This window comes from Pseudomonas sp. JZ134 (assembly GCF_051027695.1).
GTDB classification, from domain to species: Bacteria; Pseudomonadota; Gammaproteobacteria; order Pseudomonadales; family Pseudomonadaceae; genus Chryseomonas; species Chryseomonas luteola.
The window spans coordinates 1,795,117-1,816,841 of sequence record NZ_CP069250.1 but is presented as its reverse complement, the minus strand read 5'-3'; the positions used below and the strand labels follow the sequence as shown (position 1 = coordinate 1,816,841).

18 protein-coding genes are annotated in these 21,725 nt (G+C 52.5%); 6 read left to right on the top strand and 12 right to left on the bottom strand.

What is annotated here, in order from left to right; all coding sequences use genetic code 11:
- Window positions 1–24 precede the first annotated feature (24 nt).
- Entirely contained in the window at window positions 25–1,032 is a 1,008-nt protein-coding gene (locus JQR86_RS08510) for a glutathione S-transferase family protein (protein ID WP_434154685.1), read from the top strand.
- Here JQR86_RS08510 and cysG read toward each other — a convergent pair.
- The 6 genes from cysG to JQR86_RS08480 are packed head-to-tail and all read right to left on the bottom strand — an operon-like array spanning window position 1,029 to window position 8,563.
- Window positions 1,029–2,420 (bottom strand): siroheme synthase CysG, encoded by a 1,392-nt coding sequence (gene cysG / locus JQR86_RS08505; protein ID WP_150347193.1) that lies wholly within the window; start codon window positions 2,418–2,420, stop codon window positions 1,029–1,031. The two genes, JQR86_RS08510 and cysG, sit on opposite strands and share 4 nt — an antisense overlap.
- The gene (gene serS, locus JQR86_RS08500) at window positions 2,420–3,700 is read right to left on the bottom strand and encodes a serine--tRNA ligase (protein ID WP_434154684.1); all 1,281 of its coding nucleotides are present in this window, start codon (window positions 3,698–3,700) and stop codon (window positions 2,420–2,422) included. Before serS ends, cysG begins: the two co-directional genes overlap by 1 nt.
- Before the next feature lie 13 nt (window positions 3,701–3,713).
- Window positions 3,714–4,088, bottom strand: coding sequence for a fluoride efflux transporter CrcB (gene crcB, locus JQR86_RS08495; RefSeq protein ID WP_010794653.1), 375 nt, complete (start codon window positions 4,086–4,088; stop codon window positions 3,714–3,716).
- On the bottom strand, window positions 4,085–5,413 hold the full coding sequence (locus JQR86_RS08490) for a replication-associated recombination protein A (protein WP_434154683.1): 1,329 nt from the start codon (window positions 5,411–5,413) through the stop codon (window positions 4,085–4,087). Before JQR86_RS08490 ends, crcB begins: the two co-directional genes overlap by 4 nt.
- 9 nt (window positions 5,414–5,422) lie before the next feature.
- Window positions 5,423–6,046 carry an outer membrane lipoprotein chaperone LolA gene (gene lolA / locus JQR86_RS08485; RefSeq protein ID WP_010794655.1) on the bottom strand — a complete coding sequence of 208 codons (624 nt, stop codon included), beginning with the start codon at window positions 6,044–6,046 and terminating at the stop codon, window positions 5,423–5,425.
- Window positions 6,047–6,067: 21 nt separating this feature from the next.
- Entirely contained in the window at window positions 6,068–8,563 is a 2,496-nt protein-coding gene (locus JQR86_RS08480) for a DNA translocase FtsK (RefSeq protein WP_434154858.1), read from the bottom strand.
- A 261-nt stretch (window positions 8,564–8,824) separates the two neighbouring features.
- Here JQR86_RS08480 and aat point away from each other — a divergent pair, with 261 nt between their 5' ends.
- From aat to infA, 3 genes are all read left to right on the top strand, one after another.
- Complete coding sequence (gene aat / locus JQR86_RS08475) at window positions 8,825–9,514, top strand: leucyl/phenylalanyl-tRNA--protein transferase (protein ID WP_010794657.1); 690 nt, start codon at window positions 8,825–8,827, stop codon at window positions 9,512–9,514.
- Window positions 9,515–9,555: 41 nt separating this feature from the next.
- Window positions 9,556–10,263: an arginyltransferase gene (locus JQR86_RS08470; RefSeq protein ID WP_010794658.1), complete on the top strand. Its 708-nt coding sequence runs from the start codon at window positions 9,556–9,558 to the stop codon at window positions 10,261–10,263.
- A 101-nt stretch (window positions 10,264–10,364) separates the two neighbouring features.
- Window positions 10,365–10,583: a translation initiation factor IF-1 gene (gene infA / locus JQR86_RS08465; RefSeq protein ID WP_002553999.1), complete on the top strand. Its 219-nt coding sequence runs from the start codon at window positions 10,365–10,367 to the stop codon at window positions 10,581–10,583.
- Between the two features lie 54 nt (window positions 10,584–10,637).
- On the opposite strand, the gene clpA is transcribed toward infA, so the two are convergent.
- Both clpA and clpS read right to left on the bottom strand, forming a co-directional pair.
- A complete protein-coding gene (clpA, locus tag JQR86_RS08460; RefSeq protein ID WP_074824332.1) occupies window positions 10,638–12,905 on the bottom strand; it encodes an ATP-dependent Clp protease ATP-binding subunit ClpA in 2,268 nt (755 codons plus the stop codon).
- Window positions 12,906–12,931: 26 nt separating this feature from the next.
- Window positions 12,932–13,291: an ATP-dependent Clp protease adapter ClpS gene (gene clpS / locus JQR86_RS08455; protein ID WP_026004116.1), complete on the bottom strand. Its 360-nt coding sequence runs from the start codon at window positions 13,289–13,291 to the stop codon at window positions 12,932–12,934.
- A 227-nt stretch (window positions 13,292–13,518) separates the two neighbouring features.
- Here clpS and cspD point away from each other — a divergent pair, with 227 nt between their 5' ends.
- Window positions 13,519–13,791 (top strand): cold shock domain-containing protein CspD, encoded by a 273-nt coding sequence (gene cspD, locus JQR86_RS08450; protein WP_010794662.1) that lies wholly within the window; start codon window positions 13,519–13,521, stop codon window positions 13,789–13,791.
- Window positions 13,792–13,822: 31 nt separating this feature from the next.
- Here the strand turns inward: cspD and JQR86_RS08445 are convergent, their stop codons facing one another.
- A complete protein-coding gene (locus tag JQR86_RS08445) occupies window positions 13,823–14,134 on the bottom strand; it encodes a SelT/SelW/SelH family protein (RefSeq protein ID WP_404627930.1) in 312 nt (103 codons plus the stop codon).
- A gap of 65 nt (window positions 14,135–14,199) precedes the next feature.
- On the opposite strand from JQR86_RS08445, the gene JQR86_RS08440 reads away from it, so the two are divergent.
- On the top strand, window positions 14,200–16,401 hold the full coding sequence (locus tag JQR86_RS08440; RefSeq protein ID WP_312272090.1) for a patatin-like phospholipase family protein: 2,202 nt from the start codon (window positions 14,200–14,202) through the stop codon (window positions 16,399–16,401).
- 28 nt (window positions 16,402–16,429) lie between these two features.
- Here the strand turns inward: JQR86_RS08440 and JQR86_RS08435 are convergent, their stop codons facing one another.
- From JQR86_RS08435 to recQ, 3 genes are all read right to left on the bottom strand, one after another.
- Window positions 16,430–18,724 carry a type IV pilus assembly protein FimV gene (locus tag JQR86_RS08435; protein ID WP_434154681.1) on the bottom strand — a complete coding sequence of 765 codons (2,295 nt, stop codon included), beginning with the start codon at window positions 18,722–18,724 and terminating at the stop codon, window positions 16,430–16,432.
- 170 nt (window positions 18,725–18,894) lie between these two features.
- Window positions 18,895–19,338, bottom strand: a complete 444-nt coding sequence (locus tag JQR86_RS08430) for a MarR family transcriptional regulator (RefSeq protein ID WP_010794666.1) — start codon at window positions 19,336–19,338, stop codon at window positions 18,895–18,897.
- Between the two features lie 116 nt (window positions 19,339–19,454).
- Entirely contained in the window at window positions 19,455–21,590 is a 2,136-nt protein-coding gene (recQ, locus tag JQR86_RS08425; RefSeq protein WP_407361897.1) for a DNA helicase RecQ, read from the bottom strand.
- Window positions 21,591–21,725: the final 135 nt, after the last annotated feature.

The window sequence follows — 21,725 nt, the reverse complement described above, 5'->3', positions numbered from 1 at the left end:
GCTCCACAATATGGAGAGGAGCCGATGGGCCTATTGATAGAAGGCAAATGGCAGGACCGCTGGTACGACACCGGCGAAGATGGAAGCTTCAAGCGGGAAAGCGCCCAGTTCAGACACTGGGTAACGCCCACTGGTGAGCCTGGCCCTACAGGCGAGGCAGGCTTCGAGGCAGAGCCTAACCGCTACCGCTTGTATATTTCTCTAGCCTGCCCCTGGGCTCATCGCACCCTTATTTTCCGAAAGCTTAAAGGCCTTGAGAGTATTATCGACGTATCCGTTGTTAGTTGGCTTATGAAGGACAAAGGATGGACTTTTGATCAAACGCTCGGCTCAACGGGTGACACACTTGATGAGGCCAAGCGGTTTCTTTATGAGCGCTACCTAGAGGCTACACCTCATTACACAGGTCGCGTTACAGTACCAATGCTTTGGGATAACAAGCATAAGTGCATCGTTAACAATGAGTCTGCCGATATCATCCGCATGATGAATCATGCATTTGACGGACTGACAGGCAACAGCATCGATTTTTATCCAGAACCATTACAGCAAGACATCGACTCACTTAACGAGCTTATCTATGCCAAGGTGAATAACGGTGTTTATAAGGCTGGATTTGCAACAGAGCAGTACGCTTACGAACTCGCCTTTGAAGAGCTGTTTACTACTCTTGATCAACTAGAAAATCGCCTGAGCAGGCATCGCTATCTGACAGGAAAATACCTGACAGAAGCAGATTGGCGACTTTTTACAACATTAATACGGTTCGACTCAGTCTATTACGGACACTTCAAATGCAATCTACGCCGCATTACAGACTACCCTAACCTTCAGGGATGGCTGAAGGAGCTCTATCAGTGGCCAGGCATTGCAGGGACTGTCAACTTTGAGCATATCAAGCATCACTATTATGGCAGTCACGAAACGATTAACCCTAACGGGATCATTCCCAAAGGGCCAGCACTCGACTTAACGTCGCCTCACGATCGAGAGCAGTTGCCCGCTGTAGGTTTATGGCAGAGTGACCGTTAAGGATGCGATTGGCCTTCGAACCAGGCCAGCTTTTCACGCAAGGTTACGACCTCACCTACGATTATTAGAGTAGGCGCATGAACCTCATGGCGCGCTACGAGAACAGGTAAATCTGCCAGCGTTCCCGTAAATACACGCTGACTTGAGGTGGTGCCTTGCTGAACCAAGGCGGCCGGCGTACAAGCGTCACGCCCGTGCTTGATAAGCTGCTCGCAAATGATTGGTAGCCCAACCAACCCCATATAAAAAACCAACGTTTGCCCCGGAGAGGTCAAATCACTCCATGGCAAATCACACGTGTCATTTTTTAAATGGCCTGTGATAAAGCGTACAGATTGGGCATAGTCTCTGTGCGTCAGCGGTATGCCGGCATAGGCCGCACAGCCACTGGCAGCTGTAATACCCGGCACTACCTGGAATCCGATCCCATGGGCAGCCAGACGCTCAATTTCTTCGCCCCCGCGCCCAAAGATAAACGGATCGCCGCCTTTAAGTCTTAGGACACGCTTACCTTGACCGGCCAGATCAATTAAAAGCTGATTGATTTCTTCTTGCGGAACCGCGTGCTCAGCTCTTTTTTTGCCCACATAGATTCTATCAGCGTCTCTACGACACATATCCAGGATAGCGGGAGCAACCAAGCGATCGTATAAGACTACATCGGCCTGCTGCATGAGGCGTAAAGCCCTAAATGTCAGCAAGTCAGGATCGCCCGGTCCCGCGCCCACCAGATAGACTTCGCCCTTAACGCTTGAGGATGCGTTACAAAGTTTCTCTTCAAGCAAACGCTCAGCTACTTGAGGCTGGCCAGCGAGTACCTTTTCGCCAATTTCGCTTTGGAATACCTCTTCCCAGAAAACGCGCCTCGCCTGGACATCACCAAAACGGCGCTTAACCTTAGAACGAAATTTCTTAGCCAGGCCGGCTAGCTCACCATATGCAGCAGGTATCCAACTCTCTAGTTTGGCTCGTACAAGCCTAGCCAAGACAGGCGCATCTCCCCCGCTCGAAACCGCGACAATCAAAGGTGAGCGGTCAATAATTGCAGGAAAGATAACAGTGCACAGTGTAGGAGAGTCCACCACATTAACTGGCACACCTATCGCCTTGGCTTGGGCCGAAACCTGGATGTTAAGGTCTTCATTATCGGTTGCAGCAATAACCAGGACAGCCCCACCCATATCATCTGCCTGGTAGGGCCGCTCGATCAACGAATCGCCACCATTTTCAATCAATTCTCGCATGGCCGGATGAATGCGTGGCGCAACAACCTTGAGCATTGCCCCAGCATCCTTAAGTAAACGCGCCTTGCGTAAAGCGACCTCACCTCCACCAACAATCAGTACAGGGCGGCCGCTCAGATTGTGAAACAGTGGCAAGAACTCCATCAGCCAATAACCTCAACGCCACCCATGTACGGCTTGAGGACTTCCGGTACGCGAATGGTTCCATCGGCTTGTTGATAATTTTCCAGCACAGCCACTAACGTACGACCCACTGCTAAGCCCGAGCCGTTTAATGTATGTACCAGCTCTGGCTTGCCCGTTTCCGGGTTACGCCACCGAGCCTGCATACGGCGCGCCTGGAAATCACCGCAATTAGAGCAGGAAGAAATCTCGCGATATTTATCCTGACTCGGAATCCATACTTCAAGGTCATACGTTTTGGTGGCACTGAAGCCCATATCGCCAGTGCAGAGAGCAAGCACACGATAGGGCAACTCTAGAAGTTGCAGAACACGCTCAGCATGACCTGTCAGAACCTCTAATGCCTCGAAAGATTTTGCAGGCTCAACGATATGTACCATTTCAACCTTATCGAACTGGTGCTGACGGATCATGCCCCGCGTATCGCGTCCGGAAGCACCCGCCTCACTACGGAAGCATGGGGTATGGGCTACCAACTGAATAGGCAGTGCCTTGGTGTCCAAAATCCTGCCTGCTGCGATATTGGTCAATGTGACCTCCGCAGTCGGGATCAGATAAAGCGGACTTTCACCGTCACGCGGAACCTTGAACAGATCTTCCTCAAACTTAGGAAGCTGCCCTGTGCCTTGTAAGGTCTCGGCCTGGACAAGATAAGGTGTGTAAGCCTCCTCGTAACCATGCTCGCCCGTATGCAGATTGATCATAAACTGCGCCAATGCACGGTGTAGACGGGCTATAGGGCCTCGCATCAAGGCAAAGCGAGCACCCGAGAAGCGAGAGGCCGTATCAAAATCCAACCAACCATGAGCTTCACCCAGGGTTACATGATCCTTAACCTCAAAGTCAAAACGCTTAGGAGTACCCCAACGGCGAACCTCTACGTTCTCCTCCTCGCTGGTGCCTACTGGAACGGACTCATGTGGCAAGTTAGGCAGCCCTAGCAGCAGAGCATCCAATTCGGACTGAATCACGTCCAGCTCACGCTTGGCGGTCTCCAGTTCGCCTCCCATACGGTCCACATCGGCCAGAAGCGGCGCGATGTCTTCACCGCGCGCCTTGGCTTGACCAATGGCCTTTGATCGACTGTTACGTTCAGCCTGAAGCTCCTCGGTACGTGTTTGCACAGACTTGCGAGTTGATTCCAAGGATTCGATGCGCTGTACATCAAGCGTGAAACCACGCGCGGCAAGGCGTTCTGCCACTTCCTGAGGCTGTGTACGTACCAGTTTTGCATCAAGCATGTTTTTTCTCGTATCAGAGTTTTGTCAATGACAGGCCTGCCCACGTAGCAAGCAAACCACCTACGACGCTGGCCGTGGCATATCCAATGGCAAGCAAAGCCTGGCCACCTTCCAGCAAGCGTAATGTATCAAGGGAAAAGGAAGAAAAAGTTGTTAAGCCACCTAGAAAGCCAACGATAAGCCCTGCTCTTAGCTCCGCAGGCACATCAGGTCGAATAAGGAAAAGACCGTATAAAACACCGATCAGCAAGCAGCCCACATAGTTGACGATCAATGTGCCCATGTAGAAATGCTTAGGCCAGCTCGCCGTTATCCAGGATGTCGTGATAAATCGCAACAGAGTGCCTAGTACACCACCCGCTGCGATAGCCAGGATCATGGGCGTCATGGCGCTTTCCGCCGCTGGCGCAGACTGGCCCTATCCAAGTCAGCCAAATGACTGAGCTTGTCACGAATTTTGAGTTCTAAACCGCGCGGTACAGGCTCGTAGTAATGAACCGGCGCCTTATCCTCGGGAAAATAATCTTCACCTGCCGCATATGCATCAGGTTCATCATGTGCATAGCGATACTCCTCACCATACCCCAACGACTTCATCAGTTTGGTTGGCGCATTACGAAGATGTACAGGAACTTCATGAGAGCCATTCTGCCTGACATCTGCCATTGCCATGTTGAATGCTTTGTATACCGCATTGCTTTTAGGCGCACAGGCCAAGTAAACCAAGGCCTGCGCAATAGCAAGCTCACCCTCCGGGCTGCCCAACCGCTCTTGGACATCCCAGGCAGAAAGACAGATTGATAATGCACGCGGATCGGCATTACCGATATCTTCACTGGCCATCCGCACAACACGACGAGCAATGTAGAGCGGATCGCAGCCTCCATCGATCATACGGGCATACCAATATAAGGTTGCGTCGGGATTAGAACCCCGAACAGACTTATGCAACGCAGAAATTTGATCGTAAAACGCTTCACCGCCTTTATCGAAACGGCGGCGCCCATCACCGAGCAAGCTTTGTAAAAGATCCGGACTTATGTCTGTGCCGTCTTCAGCCAGATCGGCCGCATTTTCAAGTAGATTGAGTAACCTGCGGCCATCTCCATCGGCAGCGGCCAATAAAATTTTCCGACTTTCTTCTGGAAGGCTTAACCGGCGCTTACCAAGGCCCTTGTCTTCAAACAGCGCTCGATTGGTAAGCTGAGTTAAGGCCTCTTCATCCAGGCTTTTGAGAACATAAACACGTGCTCTTGAAAGAAGCGCATTATTAAGTTCAAAAGAAGGGTTTTCAGTCGTCGCTCCAATAAACAAAAGGGTGCCGTCTTCCACATAGGGAAGAAACGCATCTTGCTGGGATTTATTGAAGCGGTGAACTTCATCAACGAACAATATGGTTCGACGCCCATACTGAGCAGCCTGCTGCCGGGCTGTCTCAACAGCCTGACGGATCTCCTTTACACCAGAAAGAACCGCCGAGATCGTCTCGAAATGAGCATCGCTGACTTCAGCCAGCAAACGCGCCAATGTCGTCTTGCCGACGCCTGGTGGGCCCCAGAAAATCATGGAATGCAGCGCGCCCTGCTCCAGTGCTTCTCGCAGAGGTTTTCCTCGGGCAAGCAAATGCTGCTGGCCAACGTATTCGTCCAGGGTGGTGGCACGCATACGAGCAGCCAGCGGCTGGGCCACAGGCGTTGCGCGGAATAGATCCATGGGGCAGGATCACTCCTGAATGACGTCGGCACCTTTAGGAATTTCAAACACGAATTCCGAGGCGTTTACCGGCTCATTCATTTTTACGTTGAAGAACAGGATATTGGTGCGTTGACCGACGCTATCGATTAGCTGCATATCGTTGATTACGTTACCGCGAAATGAGAGGCGCAAGCTGTCAAACAGCGTATCGCTGGTTTTAGGCTTGAGTACAAAATCAGTCACGTTACCGCTTTGCTTGTAGGTAATTGTAAAACTGTCCTCAATCTTCGACACATCACCGGACAATAGCAACGCAGGCGTCTGGGTTAGGCGCTGATCCAGCTTCTGAATAGTCACCTGCTCAAGGTCTGGATCGTATAGCCATACTTTTTGCCCATCAGACACCAGCAACTGCTCCATGGGAGAATCTGTATGCCAACGAAAAAGACCTGGCCGCTTGAGACTCAAATTACCCGCAGTCTCCTGAAGACGGGTCCCGGAGCCATCTAGAGTCAGCTGGGAAAAGCGAGCCGTCATGGTCTGCGCCTTCTCCAGATACTGGGAAAGACGGTCCGCTGCATCCGATGCAGCCTGAGCCGAGACGCTTAGAAAAGTTGTAATTGCCAGGGCAAACAAGCGAGTCAATCGCATGGAATTCCTCTTAAACATTGGTTAATCACGCACAGGAGAAGGTGCAATCACCTCTCTTGAACCGTTCGTATTCATAGGCGTGACAACTCCAGCCATCTCCATGGCCTCGATCATTCGCGCAGCACGGTTATAACCGATCTTGAGCTTGCGCTGAACTGCAGAAATCGAGGCCCTGCGGCTTTCCGTTACAAAGCGGACAGCCTCATCGTAAAGGGGATCGTCTTCATTTCCTTCACTACCATCACCACCGCTACCACCCTCAAACGAGCCACCGCCCTCATCTGCCCCCGCAAGGATGTCTTCAATGTAGTCAGGCGCGCCGCGTTGTTTCCAGGCTTCAACCAGGCGATGCACCTCGTCATCTGAGACGAAAGCGCCATGGACACGAATAGGAAGACCCGTGCCTGGTGGGAGATAGAGCATGTCACCATGCCCCAGCAGCTGTTCTGCACCACCCTGATCAAGAATGGTTCGAGAGTCGATCTTGCTCGATACTTGGAAAGCCATACGCGTCGGGATGTTGGCCTTGATCAGGCCGGTAATCACATCTACCGAAGGGCGCTGCGTGGCCAGGATCAGGTGAATACCTGCAGCACGCGCCTTTTGAGCAATACGCGCAATCAGTTCTTCCACTTTTTTGCCAACAATCATCATCATGTCGGCGAATTCATCGACAACTACAACGATCGTAGGCAGCGCTTTTAGAAGCGGCGCCTCGTCATCCATGCTTTCGCGTCGATAAAGAGGATCTGTCAGAGGTGCCCCTGCCTCCTCCGCGTCCTTGATCTTGCGGTTGAAGCCAGCAAGGTTTCTGACCCCCATAGCAGCCATGAGCTTATAGCGCCGCTCCATTTCGGCTACGCTCCAGCGCAGCGCATTGGCAGCCTCTTTCATGTCCGTCACGACAGGGCAAAGAAGGTGTGGAATGCCCTCGTAGATAGACAATTCCAACATCTTGGGGTCGATCATGATCAACCGCGCCTCTTCGGGCGTCGACTTGAACAGAATCGACAGAAGCATAGCGTTTACGCCAACGGACTTACCCGAGCCTGTGGTACCTGCTACAAGCAAGTGCGGCATTTTGGCCAAATCCGCGATAACAGGCCTACCGCCAATGTCATGGCCTAGGGCGAGCGTCACGGGCGACTTGGAGGCCTCATATTCAGGAGACTCCAGTACTTCAGAAAAACGCACCATCTGTCGGTCTTCATTTGGAATCTCGATACCGACAGTAGTTTTGCCCGGAATGACCTCAACAACCCGAACACTGAAAACAGCCAGTGAGCGCGCCAGATCTTTCGCCAAGTTAGAAATACGGCTGACTTTCACTCCAGCAGCAGGTTGTATCTCAAAACGAGTAATGACTGGTCCCGGGTGAACCGACTCGACTGTGACCTCGACGCCAAACTCCTTGAGTTTTATCTCAAGCAGACGTGACATCGTCTCAAGCGACTCTGGAGAAAAACTCTGCTGTTTTTTCTCTGCCGGATCCAGCAAGGATATCGGTGGTATCGTACCTTCAACGGCTGAATCAACAACGTGCGCGGCAGGCGGAGCGGATCGTTTTGCCTCGATCGGCTTAGGGATCGGAGCAGGCGCTGGCATATTAATCTGAGGTGCTGGCTTGGCAGCTTGAGGCTTTTCCACTACAGGCCGCTCATTAACTGGCATAGCGGGAACGGACTTGCGCTCAGGCACCAGAGATTCATCATCAAGCTCAACGGTTTCAACGACACGCTCACGAGTCTTTTTAGCTTCTCGCTTGATAGGCGCCTGAGGTTCTTCCTCCTCAACCTCAAGCTCTTCATCGTCGTAATACTCGTCATCCTGCAGTTGTGAAGCAAGACGCTTCCGCTCACTGCGGCTACCCATCCAGCGGCTGGCGCCTCCCTGAACAAGCTCGAATAAATCAAGCGTAATCTTTCCTGTCAGGTCCATGACCTTAAACCAGGAGAGATCGGTAAAAACGGTCAGGCCCAACAGGAATACTGCTAAAAATAGCAATGTACTGCCCTGCACATTTAGAGCATTAAGGGCAAGTTGCCCCAGGCTTTCTCCAAGCGCCCCGCCTGCCGAAGCCGGCAAATGGGCGTCAGCGTGAAAGTGAATGTAAGCCAGTGCAGAGCCTGCCAGAATAAGGAAAACCAGTCCGGTCAGACGCCATGAAAACAGCCACCCGCTCCATTCCCATGGCATATAGCGATGCCTGAACACCTGCCAGGTCTTGATGCCTAACAGCAACGGAAAAATGAAAGCGAAGTATCCCAACGCCATAAAGAGGACATCAGCCAGCCATGCGCCAGCACGCCCTGCAGCGTTGTGGATCTGATCTATACGACTGGTGTGCGTCCAGCCTGGATCAGAGGGGTCATAGGTCAATAAAGCCATCAGCGTATACAGACACAAGGCGGCTAATGCGATAAGCAACACCTCCTTCAAACGATAATGAAGGTGTTCGCGCCACTGTGTCACATGGCTGGCAGAAGTAGATTGTTTCAAACGCGACTTTTCCTGCACCGACAACGTGAAGATGAAAAGAAACAAGGCAGCATTCTACGACCCTACGCAGCTCGTTCCATACGAAAAACCGAGTCGCAACAACAATGACCTATTTTTACCACGACTTTAGCCGTGAACCATGCATTGGAACATTCTTTTGCTGTTGTGACAAAGAGTTATGCAGCATTCCTCAACAAAGTTTAAATCAAAAGGGAAAACTGGCGCTTGCCAGTAATCGGAGTTAGCCTGAAGACTACTTTGTTAACCCCCTCCCCTTCCATGCTGACTTGGTTGAAACGCGACTTTATACAATTTCCGCCGCTCAGTAGTGCGCTGAGCGAACCTAATGGGCTGCTTGCGATAGGCGGTGACCTTTCACCCGAACGCTTGATTGCCGCCTATCGTCACGGTTGCTTTCCATGGTTCCAGGCTGACCAACCCATTCTTTGGTGGTCACCCGACCCCAGAACGGTATTGATACCTGAAGAGATCCATATCTCTCGCAGCCTTGCAAAGCTGATTCGTCAGCAACGCTTTACGGTGACCTTTGACAAAGATTTTGCGCAGGTCATCAAGGGGTGCTCTGAACCACGAGATTATACCCACGAAACATGGATCACCTCGGAAATGCAGCAGGCCTATGTAGAGCTTTACAAACGAGGCATTGCTCATTCAGTCGAAGTTTGGGAAGAAGACTCGCTCGTCGGCGGCCTGTATGGCTTGGCAATCGGTAAACTATTCTTTGGAGAGTCCATGTTTAGCCGCACCGCCAACGCGTCCAAGGTTGGTTTCGCTACATTGGCTCAGCAACTGGCAGAATGGGACTTCGCGCTGATTGATTGCCAGATGCCCACGCGACATCTTGAAAGCTTTGGCGCGACGAGCATTTCTCGTACGCAATTTTCGAACTATTTGGCACGATACCTGGACGAAACATCTAAAGCAGACTGGTCTTCGCAACCGGCATGACAGGATTGATTACCTTCCTCATGTTTTCCTAGAGGTAGATTATGAGCGAGCTGGCCCGATTGAAGTTTTACGCCACTCAGCCGCACACTTGCAGCTACCTGCCTGACCAGCAGGCAACCACGCTCTTTCTCGACCCCGCCCAACCCATGAGCGGCCAGCTGTATGCCGAACTCTCTGAATTAGGTTTCAGGCGCAGCGGAGATCATCTATATCGACCTCACTGCCAGCAATGCAAGGCGTGCGTTCCGGCACGTATTCGCGCTGCCGATTTTGTTCCCGATAGACGTCAGAAGCGTATTCTCAAGCGAAATGCAGATATCACCATTGAAAAGCGTAGGCCTCGCTTTACAGAAGAGCATTATCGACTATATGCACGCTACATTACGGAACGGCATGCAGACGGAGACATGTACCCTCCAAGCCGAGAACAGTTTACGACCTTTCTTATCCGGGAGCTGCCTTACGCCTTTTTTTACGAAATGCGCTTGGGCGAACGCTTGGTTGGCGTTGCAGTAACCGATGTGTTACCCAACGGCCTGTCTGCCGTGTATACCTTCTATGATCCAGACGAGGAACGTAGAAGTCTTGGTACGTTTGGCATTCTCTGGCAGATCGCGGAAACGGCACGCCTGAATCTTGAAGCGGTTTATCTCGGTTATTGGATCAAAGGCTGTCGAAAGATGTCCTATAAGACTCAATATCGGCCAATCGAACTCTTTGTCAATCAACGCTGGGTTCGAGTGTCCTGACATCAGACATGGCATCGATTGAGTTTTTCGGGCACAATGCATGCCGATTTTCCGCCTGGATGGTCCAGGCATTTTTATGTTACCGAGGGGCTTCATAACCTATGTCGAAAGAAGACAGCTTCGAAATGGAAGGTACTGTCGTCGACACCCTGCCTAACACCATGTTCCGCGTGGAGTTGGAAAATGGGCACGTCGTTACGGCGCATATTTCTGGAAAGATGCGCAAGAACTACATTCGTATCCTAACCGGAGACAAGGTGCGCGTGGAACTGACGCCCTACGATCTGAGTAAAGGTCGAATCACGTATCGCGCTCGTTGATACCTCCACAAAAAAGCCCGGCATATGCCGGGCTTTTTTGTGGGCGCAACCTCTTTATGCAGGCTCCGCCGTAGTTTCGTACTCAAAGGCTAACTCATCACCCTTGAGATCGATGTGAACCACCCCCCCATGTTCAGCCAACTCACCAAACAAGATCTCTTCAGCCAGCGGCCGCTTGATCTTATCCTGAATGAGACGCCCCATGGGCCGAGCTCCCATCTGAGGATCATAACCATTGGTAGCCAGCCAGCCGCGGGCAGCATCCGAGACCTCAAGCTGAACGCGTTTATCTTCCAGCTGAGCTTGCAACTCAGTGAGGAATTTATCCACGATGCTCTTGATGGTTTCGTGGCTAAGGCGACCAAACTGGATAATGGTATCCAGGCGGTTACGGAACTCAGGTGTAAAGCTCTTCTTGATAACTTCCATTGCGTCGGTTGAGTGATCTTGCAACGTGAAGCCGATCGAGGCACGAGAAGCGGTTTCAGCACCTGCGTTGGTCGTGAGAATCACAATAACGTTACGGAAATCAGCCTTACGGCCGTTGTTATCCGTCAACGTACCATGATCCATGACCTGCAGAAGCAGGTTAAAGACCTCAGGATGCGCCTTTTCGATCTCATCAAGCAGAAGTACACAATGCGGCGTCTTGGTAATAGCTTCAGTCAGCAGACCACCCTGGTCAAAGCCAACGTAGCCAGGAGGCGCACCGATCAAACGCGAAACGGTATGACGCTCCATATACTCCGACATATCGAAGCGGATCAATTCGATCCCTAACGCTTTAGCTAGCTGTCTTGCCACCTCTGTCTTACCAACACCGGTAGGACCGGCAAACAGGAAGGAGCCGACCGGCTTGTCGGGCGATTTAAGACCAGCTCGCGAGAGCTTGATAGCAGTCGACAGCGAGTCGATTGCCATGTCCTGACCAAATACCGTCAATTTCAGATCGCGCTCCAGATTACGCAGAAGCTCCTTGTCCGACGTATTGACCGTCTTTGGAGGAATTCGAGCAATCTTGGCAACGATGTCCTCAACCTGTGCGACTTCGATACGCTGCACACGCTTCGATTCAGGCTGTAATCGCTGGAAGGCACCCGCCTCATCAATGACGTCGATAGCCTTGTCCGGCATATGTCGATCATTAATATAACGCGCAGCCAAATCGGCGGCGGCACGCAGTGCCTCGTCACTGTACTCAATACCATGGTGTTGCTCAAAGCGAGCTTTCAAGCCTCGCAAGATACCAAAGGTATCTTCAACGGAAGGCTCAACCACATCAACTTTCTGGAACCGGCGCGCCAAGGCACGATCTTTCTCGAAAATACCGCGGAATTCCTGGAAGGTTGTTGAGCCGATGCAGCGGATTTCACCCGATGACAACAATGGCTTGAGCAGGTTGGAAGCATCCATTACACCACCAGATGCGGCACCTGCACCGATGATTGTGTGGATCTCGTCAATAAACAACACAGCATGGGGACGCTTACGCAACTCGTGTAGCAACCCCTTGAAGCGCTTCTCAAAATCGCCGCGGTACTTGGTACCAGCCAGCAGCGCACCCAAGTCAAGTGAATAAACGACACTATCAGCCAGCAGATCAGGCACCTGCCCATCAACGATGCGCTTGGCCAAACCTTCAGCAATCGCCGTTTTGCCTACCCCGGCCTCACCCACCAGCAAAGGATTGTTCTTGCGGCGGCGAGCCAGAATCTGGGCGACACGCTCTACTTCGTTCTCACGACCGACAAGAGGATCGATACGACCCTGACGAGCCAACTCGTTCAGATTACTTGCATAAGCCTCCAGAGGATGGTTGCTAGCGGTTGTTTCTCCGCCCTCCTCGTCAGGCTGATCCTGCTCTTGGTCTCTCTCATTGGTGCCAGGCACCTTGGAGATCCCATGAGCGATAAAATTGACAACATCAATACGCGCTACGCTCTGTTGCTTGAGCAAAAAGACCGCCTGGCTTTCCTGCTCTGAAAAAATCGCAACAAGGACGTTCGCTCCGGTTACCTCTCGCTTGCCGGAACTTTGCACATGGAAAACAGCACGCTGCAGGACACGCTGGAAACCAAGCGTAGGCTGGGTTTCACGCTCTTCATCTTGCTGCGGGATGAGCGGAGTCGTCGAGTCGATAAACTCGTGCAGATCCCGCCGCAACTTATCCATGTTCGCACCACATGCACGAAGCACTGTTGCAGCCGCTTCGTTATCCAGCAACGCGAGGAGGAGGTGTTCGACAGTCATGAATTCATGACGCTTCGTTCTTGCCTCCTTGAAGGCAAGATTGAGGGTGACTTCGAGCTCACGATTCAACATAGCTTCACCTCATAGCCAGGCACAGATCAACTTTCTATTTCAATCTCACAAAGGAGCGGATGCTGGCTCTCCCTAGCATATTGATTCACTTGCATGGCCTTGGTTTCAGCAATGTCGCGAGTAAAGACTCCACACACGGCCTTACCTTGGGTGTGAACGACCAACATTATCTGTGTGGCCTTTTCACGATTCATGCTAAAGAACTTCTCAAGCACCTCAACAACAAACTCCATCGGGGTGTAGTCGTCGTTGAACATAAGTACCTTATACAACGACGGAGCCTTCAATGCAGGTTTTGCTTCCTGGACAGCCAGGCCTGCACCGTCATCCTCGTGATGTGAAGGGCCTTGTTCTGATGTTAGTCGAATATGGCTGATTGGATGCATGCTCAAGAAATTTTTTCTAGTGAATGGATTAGAAGGTCCGCAAAGACCTTGATCTACTTCTCAGGCGAATATCGCATCGCCTTGACTAACCCTAAAAGGGTGTTAAAACCTTTGGATACCCATAAGGGTACCAGGGGTTCCGTGTTTTAGTGCGTTCAAGACTATCTGAACGGGACTGTAGTGGGATAATACTCCACCTGTGGAGTCCTTTGCAGAGGGATGCCAGCATGCTCAGCGGCAAAGTCAAGTGGTTCAACAATGCCAAGGGATACGGCTTCATAGTAGCGGAAGGAAGCGACGAAGACCTATTCGCTCATTATTCAGCAATCCAGATGGACGGCTATCGAACACTGAAAGCTGGCCAGGCCGTGAATTTTGAAATCATTCAAGGCCCCAAGGGCTTGCATGCCGTTAACATCCGCGCTGCGGAAGTGGCTGCACCAGCAAGAACTGAACGAATCAGCGAGCCTGCCAATGCAAGGATGACCTCCGAGGTGTGACGCCAGGATTCGTAGTTATGCCTGAGCGGCTTTATCGCTCAGGCATAGAATCTTGTTTACCTTGCCGATCACTATGACCTAAATCCTTATCCGGATTAATAAGGTCGCGAACACGCTGTTTCAAGACCTTGGCCTCAGGAAAACCTCCATCTCGTTTTCTTTCCCATATGAGAACCCCGTCACAAGTAATCTGAAAAGTACCACCTGTCGATGGCTCAAGGCTGACCCGACCCAGCTCAGTAGCAAAGGTACTTAACAGCTCCTGCGCCATCCAGGCCGCCCGCAGTAGCCACTGGCATTGTGTGCAATAGGTAATAACCACCTCTGGCTTTTGCTCAGTCATCCCATTCTCCTCTTTTGAGCTGCTTATAATAAGCTTCCCGTCTCTCGCCTGCCTGTGGCTTGCTCATGCGATACCTATTTCTTTGCTTACTACTGTTACTGCCAAGCCTTTCATGGAGTGACCAAGTTCACCCTAAAATAGGGCTGGTATTATCCGGGGGCGCAGCGCGCGGACTCGCTCATATCGGCGTATTGAAAGCTTTGGAAGAACAAGGCATTCATGTCGATGCTATCGCTGGAACCAGCATGGGCGCAGTCATTGGCGGTTTGTATGCAGCTGGCTATAAAGTTGATGAAATCGAGCGCATTGCCAAAGAAATGGACTGGCAGCAGGTACTTTCGGATCAACCTCCCCGTAAGGACGTTCCGTTTCGACGAAAGCAGGATGACAGAGACTTTCTCATCAAGCAGCAACTCAGCTTTCGAGACGATGGAACGCTGGGCCTTCCGATTGGTGTCATTCAAGGCCAGAATCTTTCCATGCTACTGGAAAGCCTGCTGGTCCACACGAGCGAAACGCGAAACTTCGATAAATTGGCTATTCCCTTTCGTGCCGTTGCCACTGATATCGTGACAGGCGAAAAAGTTGTGTTCAGCAAGGGACATTTGCCCCGGGCTATTCGAGCCAGCATGTCAATTCCAGCCGTATTTGCACCGGTTGATGTAGACGGACGCTTGCTAGTCGATGGTGGCATGGTTGATAACATCCCTATCGATGTCGCTCGCAGCATGGGCGTTGATAGGGTTATTGCTGTTGATATCGGCACTCCACTGCTGAAACGCAAAGAGCTCACTACCGTTGTAGACGTGCTCAACCAGTCCACTACCCTGATGACACGCAACAACTCCGAAGCTCAGCTGGCAACACTCACATCCAAAGATATTTTGGTTGAACCACCGCTGGCTGCGTACACCAGCGCTGACTTTGGTAGCGTCAATGAATTAATTGACGCTGGCTATCGCGCCACTCAGGCGTTGTCTTCTCGCCTGACCAGTCTGAGGCGCCCGCCAGTGGACGATACGGACATTGCATTGTCCATTGCACGCCAGCCGGGGCAGCGAAACCCGATCATTACAGAGGTACGGATCGAAAACGACTCCAAGGTAAGCGACAATGTTATCCGGCATTACGTACGTCAGTCATTAGGCGAACCGCTTGATCTAGAAAAGTTAAAAGACGATATGGGCACCATTTATGGGCTCGACTACTTTGATCAGGTGGAATACCGCATCGTCCGACAAAAGAAAAAAGGCGAAGACGATAATGCCCTTGTAATTCATGCACTCGGAAAACGCAGCGGCACTGATTTTCTGCGGCTAGGCTTGAATCTTTCAGACGACATGGAGGGCGACAGCGCTTTCAATATAGGCGCCAGCTATCGGATAAACGGCATCAATAAATTAGGCGCCGAATGGCTGACCCGCCTTCAGGTTGGCGACAAACAAGAACTTTACACAGAGTTCTATCAGCCGCTGGATGTAGGCTCACGATATTTCTTTGCGCCCTATCTGAGTGCGGACGCACAAAACATCGAAGCCGTCCAGGATAATGACCCTATAGCTGAATATCGTCGTGAGCGGTATGGGTACGGGTTTAATGTCGGGAGACAGATTAACAACAATGGCGAGATCCGCTTTGGCATCGGTCAGCGCTGGGGTAAAACGAAGGTCCATATCGGTAATTCGAATCTCCCGACCGATACCTTTAGCGAAGGCTTCTATGAGCTGAAATACTCATTCGATACCATGGATAATGTGGACTTTCCCAATGAGGGAGAAGATATTTCCGTAACCCTTCGCCAGTTTGATACCAGCCTTGGCTCGGATGAGCGTTACCAGCAGATGGAGTTCAAATTAGACAAGGCGTTAACGTTTGGCCAAGACACTCTAGTTCTAGGTGGTTATTACGGCCGAACGTTCAACGATATTGACACGGTAACCAGCAGCTATCTCTTGGGCGGCGCAAGGCAACTTTCCGGTTATCGACAGGATGCCCTGTCTGGCCAGAATTACACGTTGGGGCGGCTGATCTATTATCGTCGGATGACAGAGCGCTCACTCCTACCGCTCGACTTCCCTGTTTATCTCGGAGGAAGTCTTGAGCAAGGGCGTATCTGGAACAATGGAAATAACTATGACAGCGGCTCAATCACCGCAGGTAGTATTTTCCTGGGATTCGATACTCCACTGGGGCCGCTTAACTTTAGCTATGGATTAAATGATGACGGCCAACGAGCGTTTTACCTGAATCTCGGAAATAACTTCTAAGGCTCAAATTAGACGTCTACAGCGCGCATCAAGCAATGCGCGCCAGTAGTACCTCTGCCTCATGGCGCTGTGCATCGTTTCCTTCATTGAGGATCCGCTGAAGAATAGCGCTGGCTGCCCGCATATCGCCTTGGGCCATGCAGGATTTCGCCTGTTGCAACAGAGGGCTGGCTGGATAATCGCTCAGCTCATTGTCTGCCACCGAGGCGCTCGGCACATGGCTGGCGAAATGCTCGTCCAGCGTCATGTCCAGCTCATCCACTGATGGCAACTCTCCTAACGTATAAGGAAAATCATCGTCCAGCGACTCAGCAGGCTTGGCTTTTTCATGTCCTTGCTCAGCGTCTAGCAGCTCTGTAAGGGCAATAGCGTCATCAAAACTGAGGTCCTGTAAATCCAGATCGAAATTTTCGATATCGGCTTGAGTGGGCTTCATTTCGTCAGCTTTCAAGTCAAGCTGAGGTTTCCACTCCTCTTCCAGATCGTCGGGCAGATCAAGAGAAACCTCCAGAGGTTCCTCCTCAGCTTTGACGCTCTGCTCCTCAGCCGATTCCTCGATCATGCCTGGAAGGAGTGCCTTTAGCTGATCGATTGCCTGCGTATCGCCATCCAATTCACGAACGGCCGCCTCTTGAACGGCGAACAGCTTTCTCTCACCTAAAGCAGCCAGCACCTGGAGCAGCATCATGCGCAGATCCAGGCGGCCAGGCTGCTCGGCGATGCCTTCCTCAAGCACCTCACGAGCCTGGTTATAACGTCCATAAGCCAGGTAAATTTCGGCACGTCCCAGAAATTCATCGTCAGCCTTGGGCGTGGCATGCTGGGGTGAAACAGGTATCTGAGGCTCAGCATCATGCGATTCCACATGGCTAGCTATAACCGCTGGCTCGACAAGCGGCACAAGAGCATGACCGTCATGATCGGGCTCGTCCCCTTCAGGTACACCAGTCACTACAGCAACTGCCGATTCCTCCCGTGTACGTCGACGACGTAACGCAATGACGGCCGCTGCCAGCAAGGCGGCTACAGGAACCAGCCATAAATAATAGGATGACCAGTCTTTTTCCTGCTCTGCGTCGACTTGCACCGGTGACGGTGCGACAAGAGGGCTTAGGGTCTGCGAAGCGCTCTGTTCAGGCAGCGTAGTTGGAGCAGACGGAGCAATGGTGGGTGCCTGTGAAGGATCTTCAGACGGCGCCCGAGCTACTCCTATATCACCGTCGGAAAGAGTTGACGGGGGCGGTGCCAAAGACGGATCCGCTGGCGAGGGTATATCGCTTGTTTTTTCAGAGGTACGCAGCTGAGCAACCTCCTGCTGCAACGCTGCGATCTGGTTATCCTTATCCCTTACGGTTTCATCCAGACGAGCCTGGAGTTGCTCCAATTGAGTTTGCAGCTGAGCCATACGAAGCAGAAGCTGATCCTGCTGAGCAACCGCCGTAGGTACTGTCTGCTCCACTCCAGCTTGTACCGGGGCAATGTTCGTGGGCGACTCTGACGGTAAGGACTGTTCACGAGGAGGATTTTGCGCCGGAGCAGCAATCGATGCGCCGTTTTGTTCAGCCCCTGCTACAGGAGTAGAAAAGTCGGCAGGAAGACGTAACGTTTGCCCTACCCTGAGCCGGTGCATGTCGCCCGCGGCAAATGCATTGGTATTCAGCGAATACAAGTCCCCCATCATTTGCTGAACAGAGCCTTTACCCGCCTGGCGAACCAGCTTCTGTGCAATCTGCCAGAGCGTATCGTTTGCGCGTGTCGTGTAGGTAGCAGCACCTGCCTGAAGGCCTGGCCTGGGTGTCGGCGCAGGAGGCGTAGACGGCCTCGAAGCACGGGGTGCAGCAGGACGTGATACCTCTACCTGTGCATAGCTGTTGCTCCGGCTCACCGCAGGGCTTGCAGGCACCTGATAGCCGGGCGGATCTATCAGCACAGTGAACTCACGCAACTGACGCCCGCCGGGCAGCTCAAGACCAACCAGAAAACTCAAATAAGGCTCGCTAACCGGACGGGTCGATGTGACGCGAATATAACTCCTGCCGCCCGGCTCAATCACTGGCGTGAAGTGCATGTCGCTCATGAACTGAGTACGATCGAGGCCAGAACGCGCAAACTCGTCATTAGACGCAAGGCCGATGTGAAAATCGCTGGCCTCAAGCTCACCGACATCCACCAGCTCGATACGCGCGCTAAGAGGCTGATAGAGGGAAGACTGAAGCGTGATGTTGCCCAGCCCGACCGCAAAGACAGAGTTGCTGCCAACGCCCAGCACCAGGCCGGATACCATTACGAGAGTTCGAAAACGATTAACGTTTTTCGTGGCCATTCAGCGCCCTAACTGCAAATAAAAAAATTACCGCCCTGACAACGGCAACGGCTGCGCTCGTAGAAAGTTTAGAAAATCGACTAGCGAGCGCTATTAAAAAAAGTAGCACTGAAAGTATAGAGGAACAAACCGATACGACGCGGCCCTCAGCGGAGCCGCGAAGATTCCGATTACTGGCCTCGTTTTTCGAGGTTGGCCAGTACTTTCTGATGGACTTGCTGGCAAATATCAATCGCGGAGTCATCAATACCCGCCAGCAACTCTTCACGCAGCTCATCCGCAATGGCCTGGATCTTTTCAATAAGCGGGCCAGCGGCAGCTGTCAGCATGATGCGCTTGGCTCGACGATCTTCACTCACCGCCACTCGGCGCACCAGTTTTTGAGCTTCAAGTCCGTCCAAAAGACGAGCCAATGTTGGCCCCTCTACACTGACACTTTGGGCCAGTTCTCGTTGAGTAGGATGCTGATCCTTCATGCGTGCAAGGGTCAGCAAGACCTGCCAGCGCGCCTGGGATAAACCCAGATGGCTCAGACGGCGATCAAGCTCTGCCCGCCAGGCACGCGAAACATGGAAAAGCTGACGACCAAAGAGATGGGGATCGTTTTGCGGCATGGACCAATGACCTTATCGTTTTGACGGTTATTATTGTTTAGCTATTAAACAGCCTACAATCTAGTTTTGATAGTGAATTTATCCCGCCATCAGCTCATTTGACAGCTTATCTCTCTTTACTCTGCGAGCTCTACAGCCAGTGCAGCCCTTATGCAGTACAAAACACCGACAGGCACTTGGTCAGCGAATCGATCCGCCAGCGCTGCTGCTGGAGGCAAGTCACCCTCTTCCTCCAGAAACGCATCCTGGATTTCGCCTACAAGATCATCGGGCAGCTCAAGCGCCTGCTCCAGGGAAAGCTGCTGTCGTGCAATGGCCTCCGCCAGAATGCTGTACACATTTTTCTCAGAGCAGGAAAGCTGCCGTGAGATTTGCGGAGGCGTCATACCCGCACGGACTAGGGTAATGACCTCATGACGAACATCGGCAACAGGCTCCAGTGCTGCTGGGGCGTCTGTCAGCACATCAAGAAAAGCCTGGCCATACCGTTCAAGCTTACGCGCGCCCACACCACTGATACGCCCCATATCGTGCAAGGTCCGTGGCTGTCCCCGCAACATTTCCAACAAGGTTGCATCCGGGAAAATGACATAAGGAGGCACTCCGTGCTCTTCTGCCAGTTTCCGACGCAGCGTACGCAGGGCCTCCCACTGCTGACGCTCTTCAGAGCGTACCAATTGGCTGGCTGCGCTGGGGCCGGAATTGTTACCACGTGTACGCTGCGGCTTGGGATCACGGCGTAGCTCGAGCGTCGTCTCCCCACGCAGAAGCGGACGGCATGCCTCCGTCAGACGGAGACCACCAAAGCCGTCTACATCCACGTCAGCGAAACCACGCGCTACCAGCTGACGAAAGAGGGTTCGCCATTCATCTTCAGCCAGCGATTTACCAAGGCCGAAAACAGCCAGACGCTCATGCCCCAGACTTTTGATCTTGTCATTTTCCCGCCCCAGCAGGATATCAACCAGATGGCCTACGCCATACCGCTGACCGCTCCTATAGATGGCTGACAATGCCTGCCGAGCCGGCTGGGTGGCATCCCAGGTTTCGACACCATCTACGCAGTTATCACAATGCCCACAGGGCTCAGGCAATGTTTCATCGAAATAGGCCAGCAGTACCTGCCGGCGGCAGCGTGTCTCTTCGCACAATGCCAGCATGGCTTCGAGTTTGTTGCGCTCTACGCGCTTATGACGCTCATCCCCTTCGGAGCTTTGCATCATCTGGCGAAGCAGCAGGACATCCTGCAATCCATAAGCCATCCAGGCATCAGAAGGCAAACCATCCCGCCCTGCTCGTCCAGTCTCCTGGTAATACGCCTCCAGACTCTTGGGCAGATCCAGGTGCGCGACAAAGCGGACGTTCGGCTTGTCGATGCCCATGCCAAAGGCAATAGTCGCGACCATGATGAGCCCTTCCTCGTTGAGGAAACGTTTCTGGTTAAACGCACGCAGTTCGTTGGAAAGCCCTGCATGGTAAGGCAAGGCGGGAAAACCCTGCGCGGAAAGGTACTCGGCTACCTCCTCGACCTTTTTACGCGACATGCAGTAAACAATGCCCGCATCACCCCGATGCTGCGTCAGAAACGATAACAGCTGCTTGCGAGGCTGCTCCTTGGGAACAATACGGTAGAAAATGTTGGGTCGGTCAAAACTGGATAGAAACTGCTCGGCATTCTGCAGATGCAGTCGCTGAATCATTTCATCCCGGGTCCGCATGTCTGCCGTAGCGGTCAAGGCAATGCGTGGCACATCGGGAAACTGCTCTGCCAATTGGCCAAGCTGCAGATACTCTGGCCTAAAATCGTGCCCCCACTGGGAAACGCAGTGCGCCTCGTCGATGGCGAATAGTGCAATGTTGCCGAGTCGCTGCAGGAAATTCAGCATGCGCGGCTGCACCAGACGCTCCGGCGCCAGGTACAAGAGCTTGATCTCGCCGCGCTCAAGCCGTGCAGCAATGTCGCGCTGTGCCTCGGGCGAAAGCGTCGAATTGAGCGCGACCGCTGGCACGCCTAGTTCATCCAGCGTCGCAACCTGATCATCCATCAAGGCGATCAGTGGCGAGACGACAACGGTCAGCCCCTCACGCAACAAGGCGGGTACCTGATAACACAGGGATTTGCCGCCACCTGTAGGCATGAGCACCAGCGCATCTCCGCCGTTGGCAACGCGCTCGATGATCCGGGCCTGATTGCCACGGAACGCGTCATAACCAAAGACGTCTTTAAGAATACGCAAAGCTTGATCGAACATGCTGCCTCCATTTGATGGCGCGCATTATACGGGCACTGACAAGAAACGCCCGGTTATCCGTCACTCAATGCCCGAGGCTGTAACAAAGCCCTGATAGAAGGGCCAGATTGGCTAGATTAATGACGTGCCTTTTGC

What these genes read in the sequence shown, in the direction of transcription:
- JQR86_RS08510 (WP_434154685.1), top strand. Translation starts at nt 25, where the DNA reads ATGGGCCTATTGATAGAAGGCAAATGGCAGGACCGCTGGTACGACACC.
- cysG (WP_150347193.1), bottom strand. Translation starts at nt 2,420, where the DNA reads ATGGAGTTCTTGCCACTGTTTCACAATCTGAGCGGCCGCCCTGTACTG.
- serS (WP_434154684.1), bottom strand. Translation starts at nt 3,700, where the DNA reads ATGCTTGATGCAAAACTGGTACGTACACAGCCTCAGGAAGTGGCAGAA.
- crcB (WP_010794653.1), bottom strand. Translation starts at nt 4,088, where the DNA reads ATGACGCCCATGATCCTGGCTATCGCAGCGGGTGGTGTACTAGGCACT.
- JQR86_RS08490 (WP_434154683.1), bottom strand. Translation starts at nt 5,413, where the DNA reads ATGGATCTATTCCGCGCAACGCCTGTGGCCCAGCCGCTGGCTGCTCGT.
- lolA (WP_010794655.1), bottom strand. Translation starts at nt 6,046, where the DNA reads ATGCGATTGACTCGCTTGTTTGCCCTGGCAATTACAACTTTTCTAAGC.
- aat (WP_010794657.1), top strand. Translation starts at nt 8,825, where the DNA reads ATGCTGACTTGGTTGAAACGCGACTTTATACAATTTCCGCCGCTCAGT.
- JQR86_RS08470 (WP_010794658.1), top strand. Translation starts at nt 9,556, where the DNA reads ATGAGCGAGCTGGCCCGATTGAAGTTTTACGCCACTCAGCCGCACACT.
- infA (WP_002553999.1), top strand. Translation starts at nt 10,365, where the DNA reads ATGTCGAAAGAAGACAGCTTCGAAATGGAAGGTACTGTCGTCGACACC.
- clpA (WP_074824332.1), bottom strand. Translation starts at nt 12,905, where the DNA reads ATGTTGAATCGTGAGCTCGAAGTCACCCTCAATCTTGCCTTCAAGGAG.
- clpS (WP_026004116.1), bottom strand. Translation starts at nt 13,291, where the DNA reads ATGCATCCAATCAGCCATATTCGACTAACATCAGAACAAGGCCCTTCA.
- cspD (WP_010794662.1), top strand. Translation starts at nt 13,519, where the DNA reads ATGCTCAGCGGCAAAGTCAAGTGGTTCAACAATGCCAAGGGATACGGC.
- JQR86_RS08445 (WP_404627930.1), bottom strand. Translation starts at nt 14,134, where the DNA reads ATGACTGAGCAAAAGCCAGAGGTGGTTATTACCTATTGCACACAATGC.
- JQR86_RS08440 (WP_312272090.1), top strand. Translation starts at nt 14,200, where the DNA reads ATGCGATACCTATTTCTTTGCTTACTACTGTTACTGCCAAGCCTTTCA.
- JQR86_RS08435 (WP_434154681.1), bottom strand. Translation starts at nt 18,724, where the DNA reads ATGGCCACGAAAAACGTTAATCGTTTTCGAACTCTCGTAATGGTATCC.
- JQR86_RS08430 (WP_010794666.1), bottom strand. Translation starts at nt 19,338, where the DNA reads ATGCCGCAAAACGATCCCCATCTCTTTGGTCGTCAGCTTTTCCATGTT.
- recQ (WP_407361897.1), bottom strand. Translation starts at nt 21,590, where the DNA reads ATGTTCGATCAAGCTTTGCGTATTCTTAAAGACGTCTTTGGTTATGAC.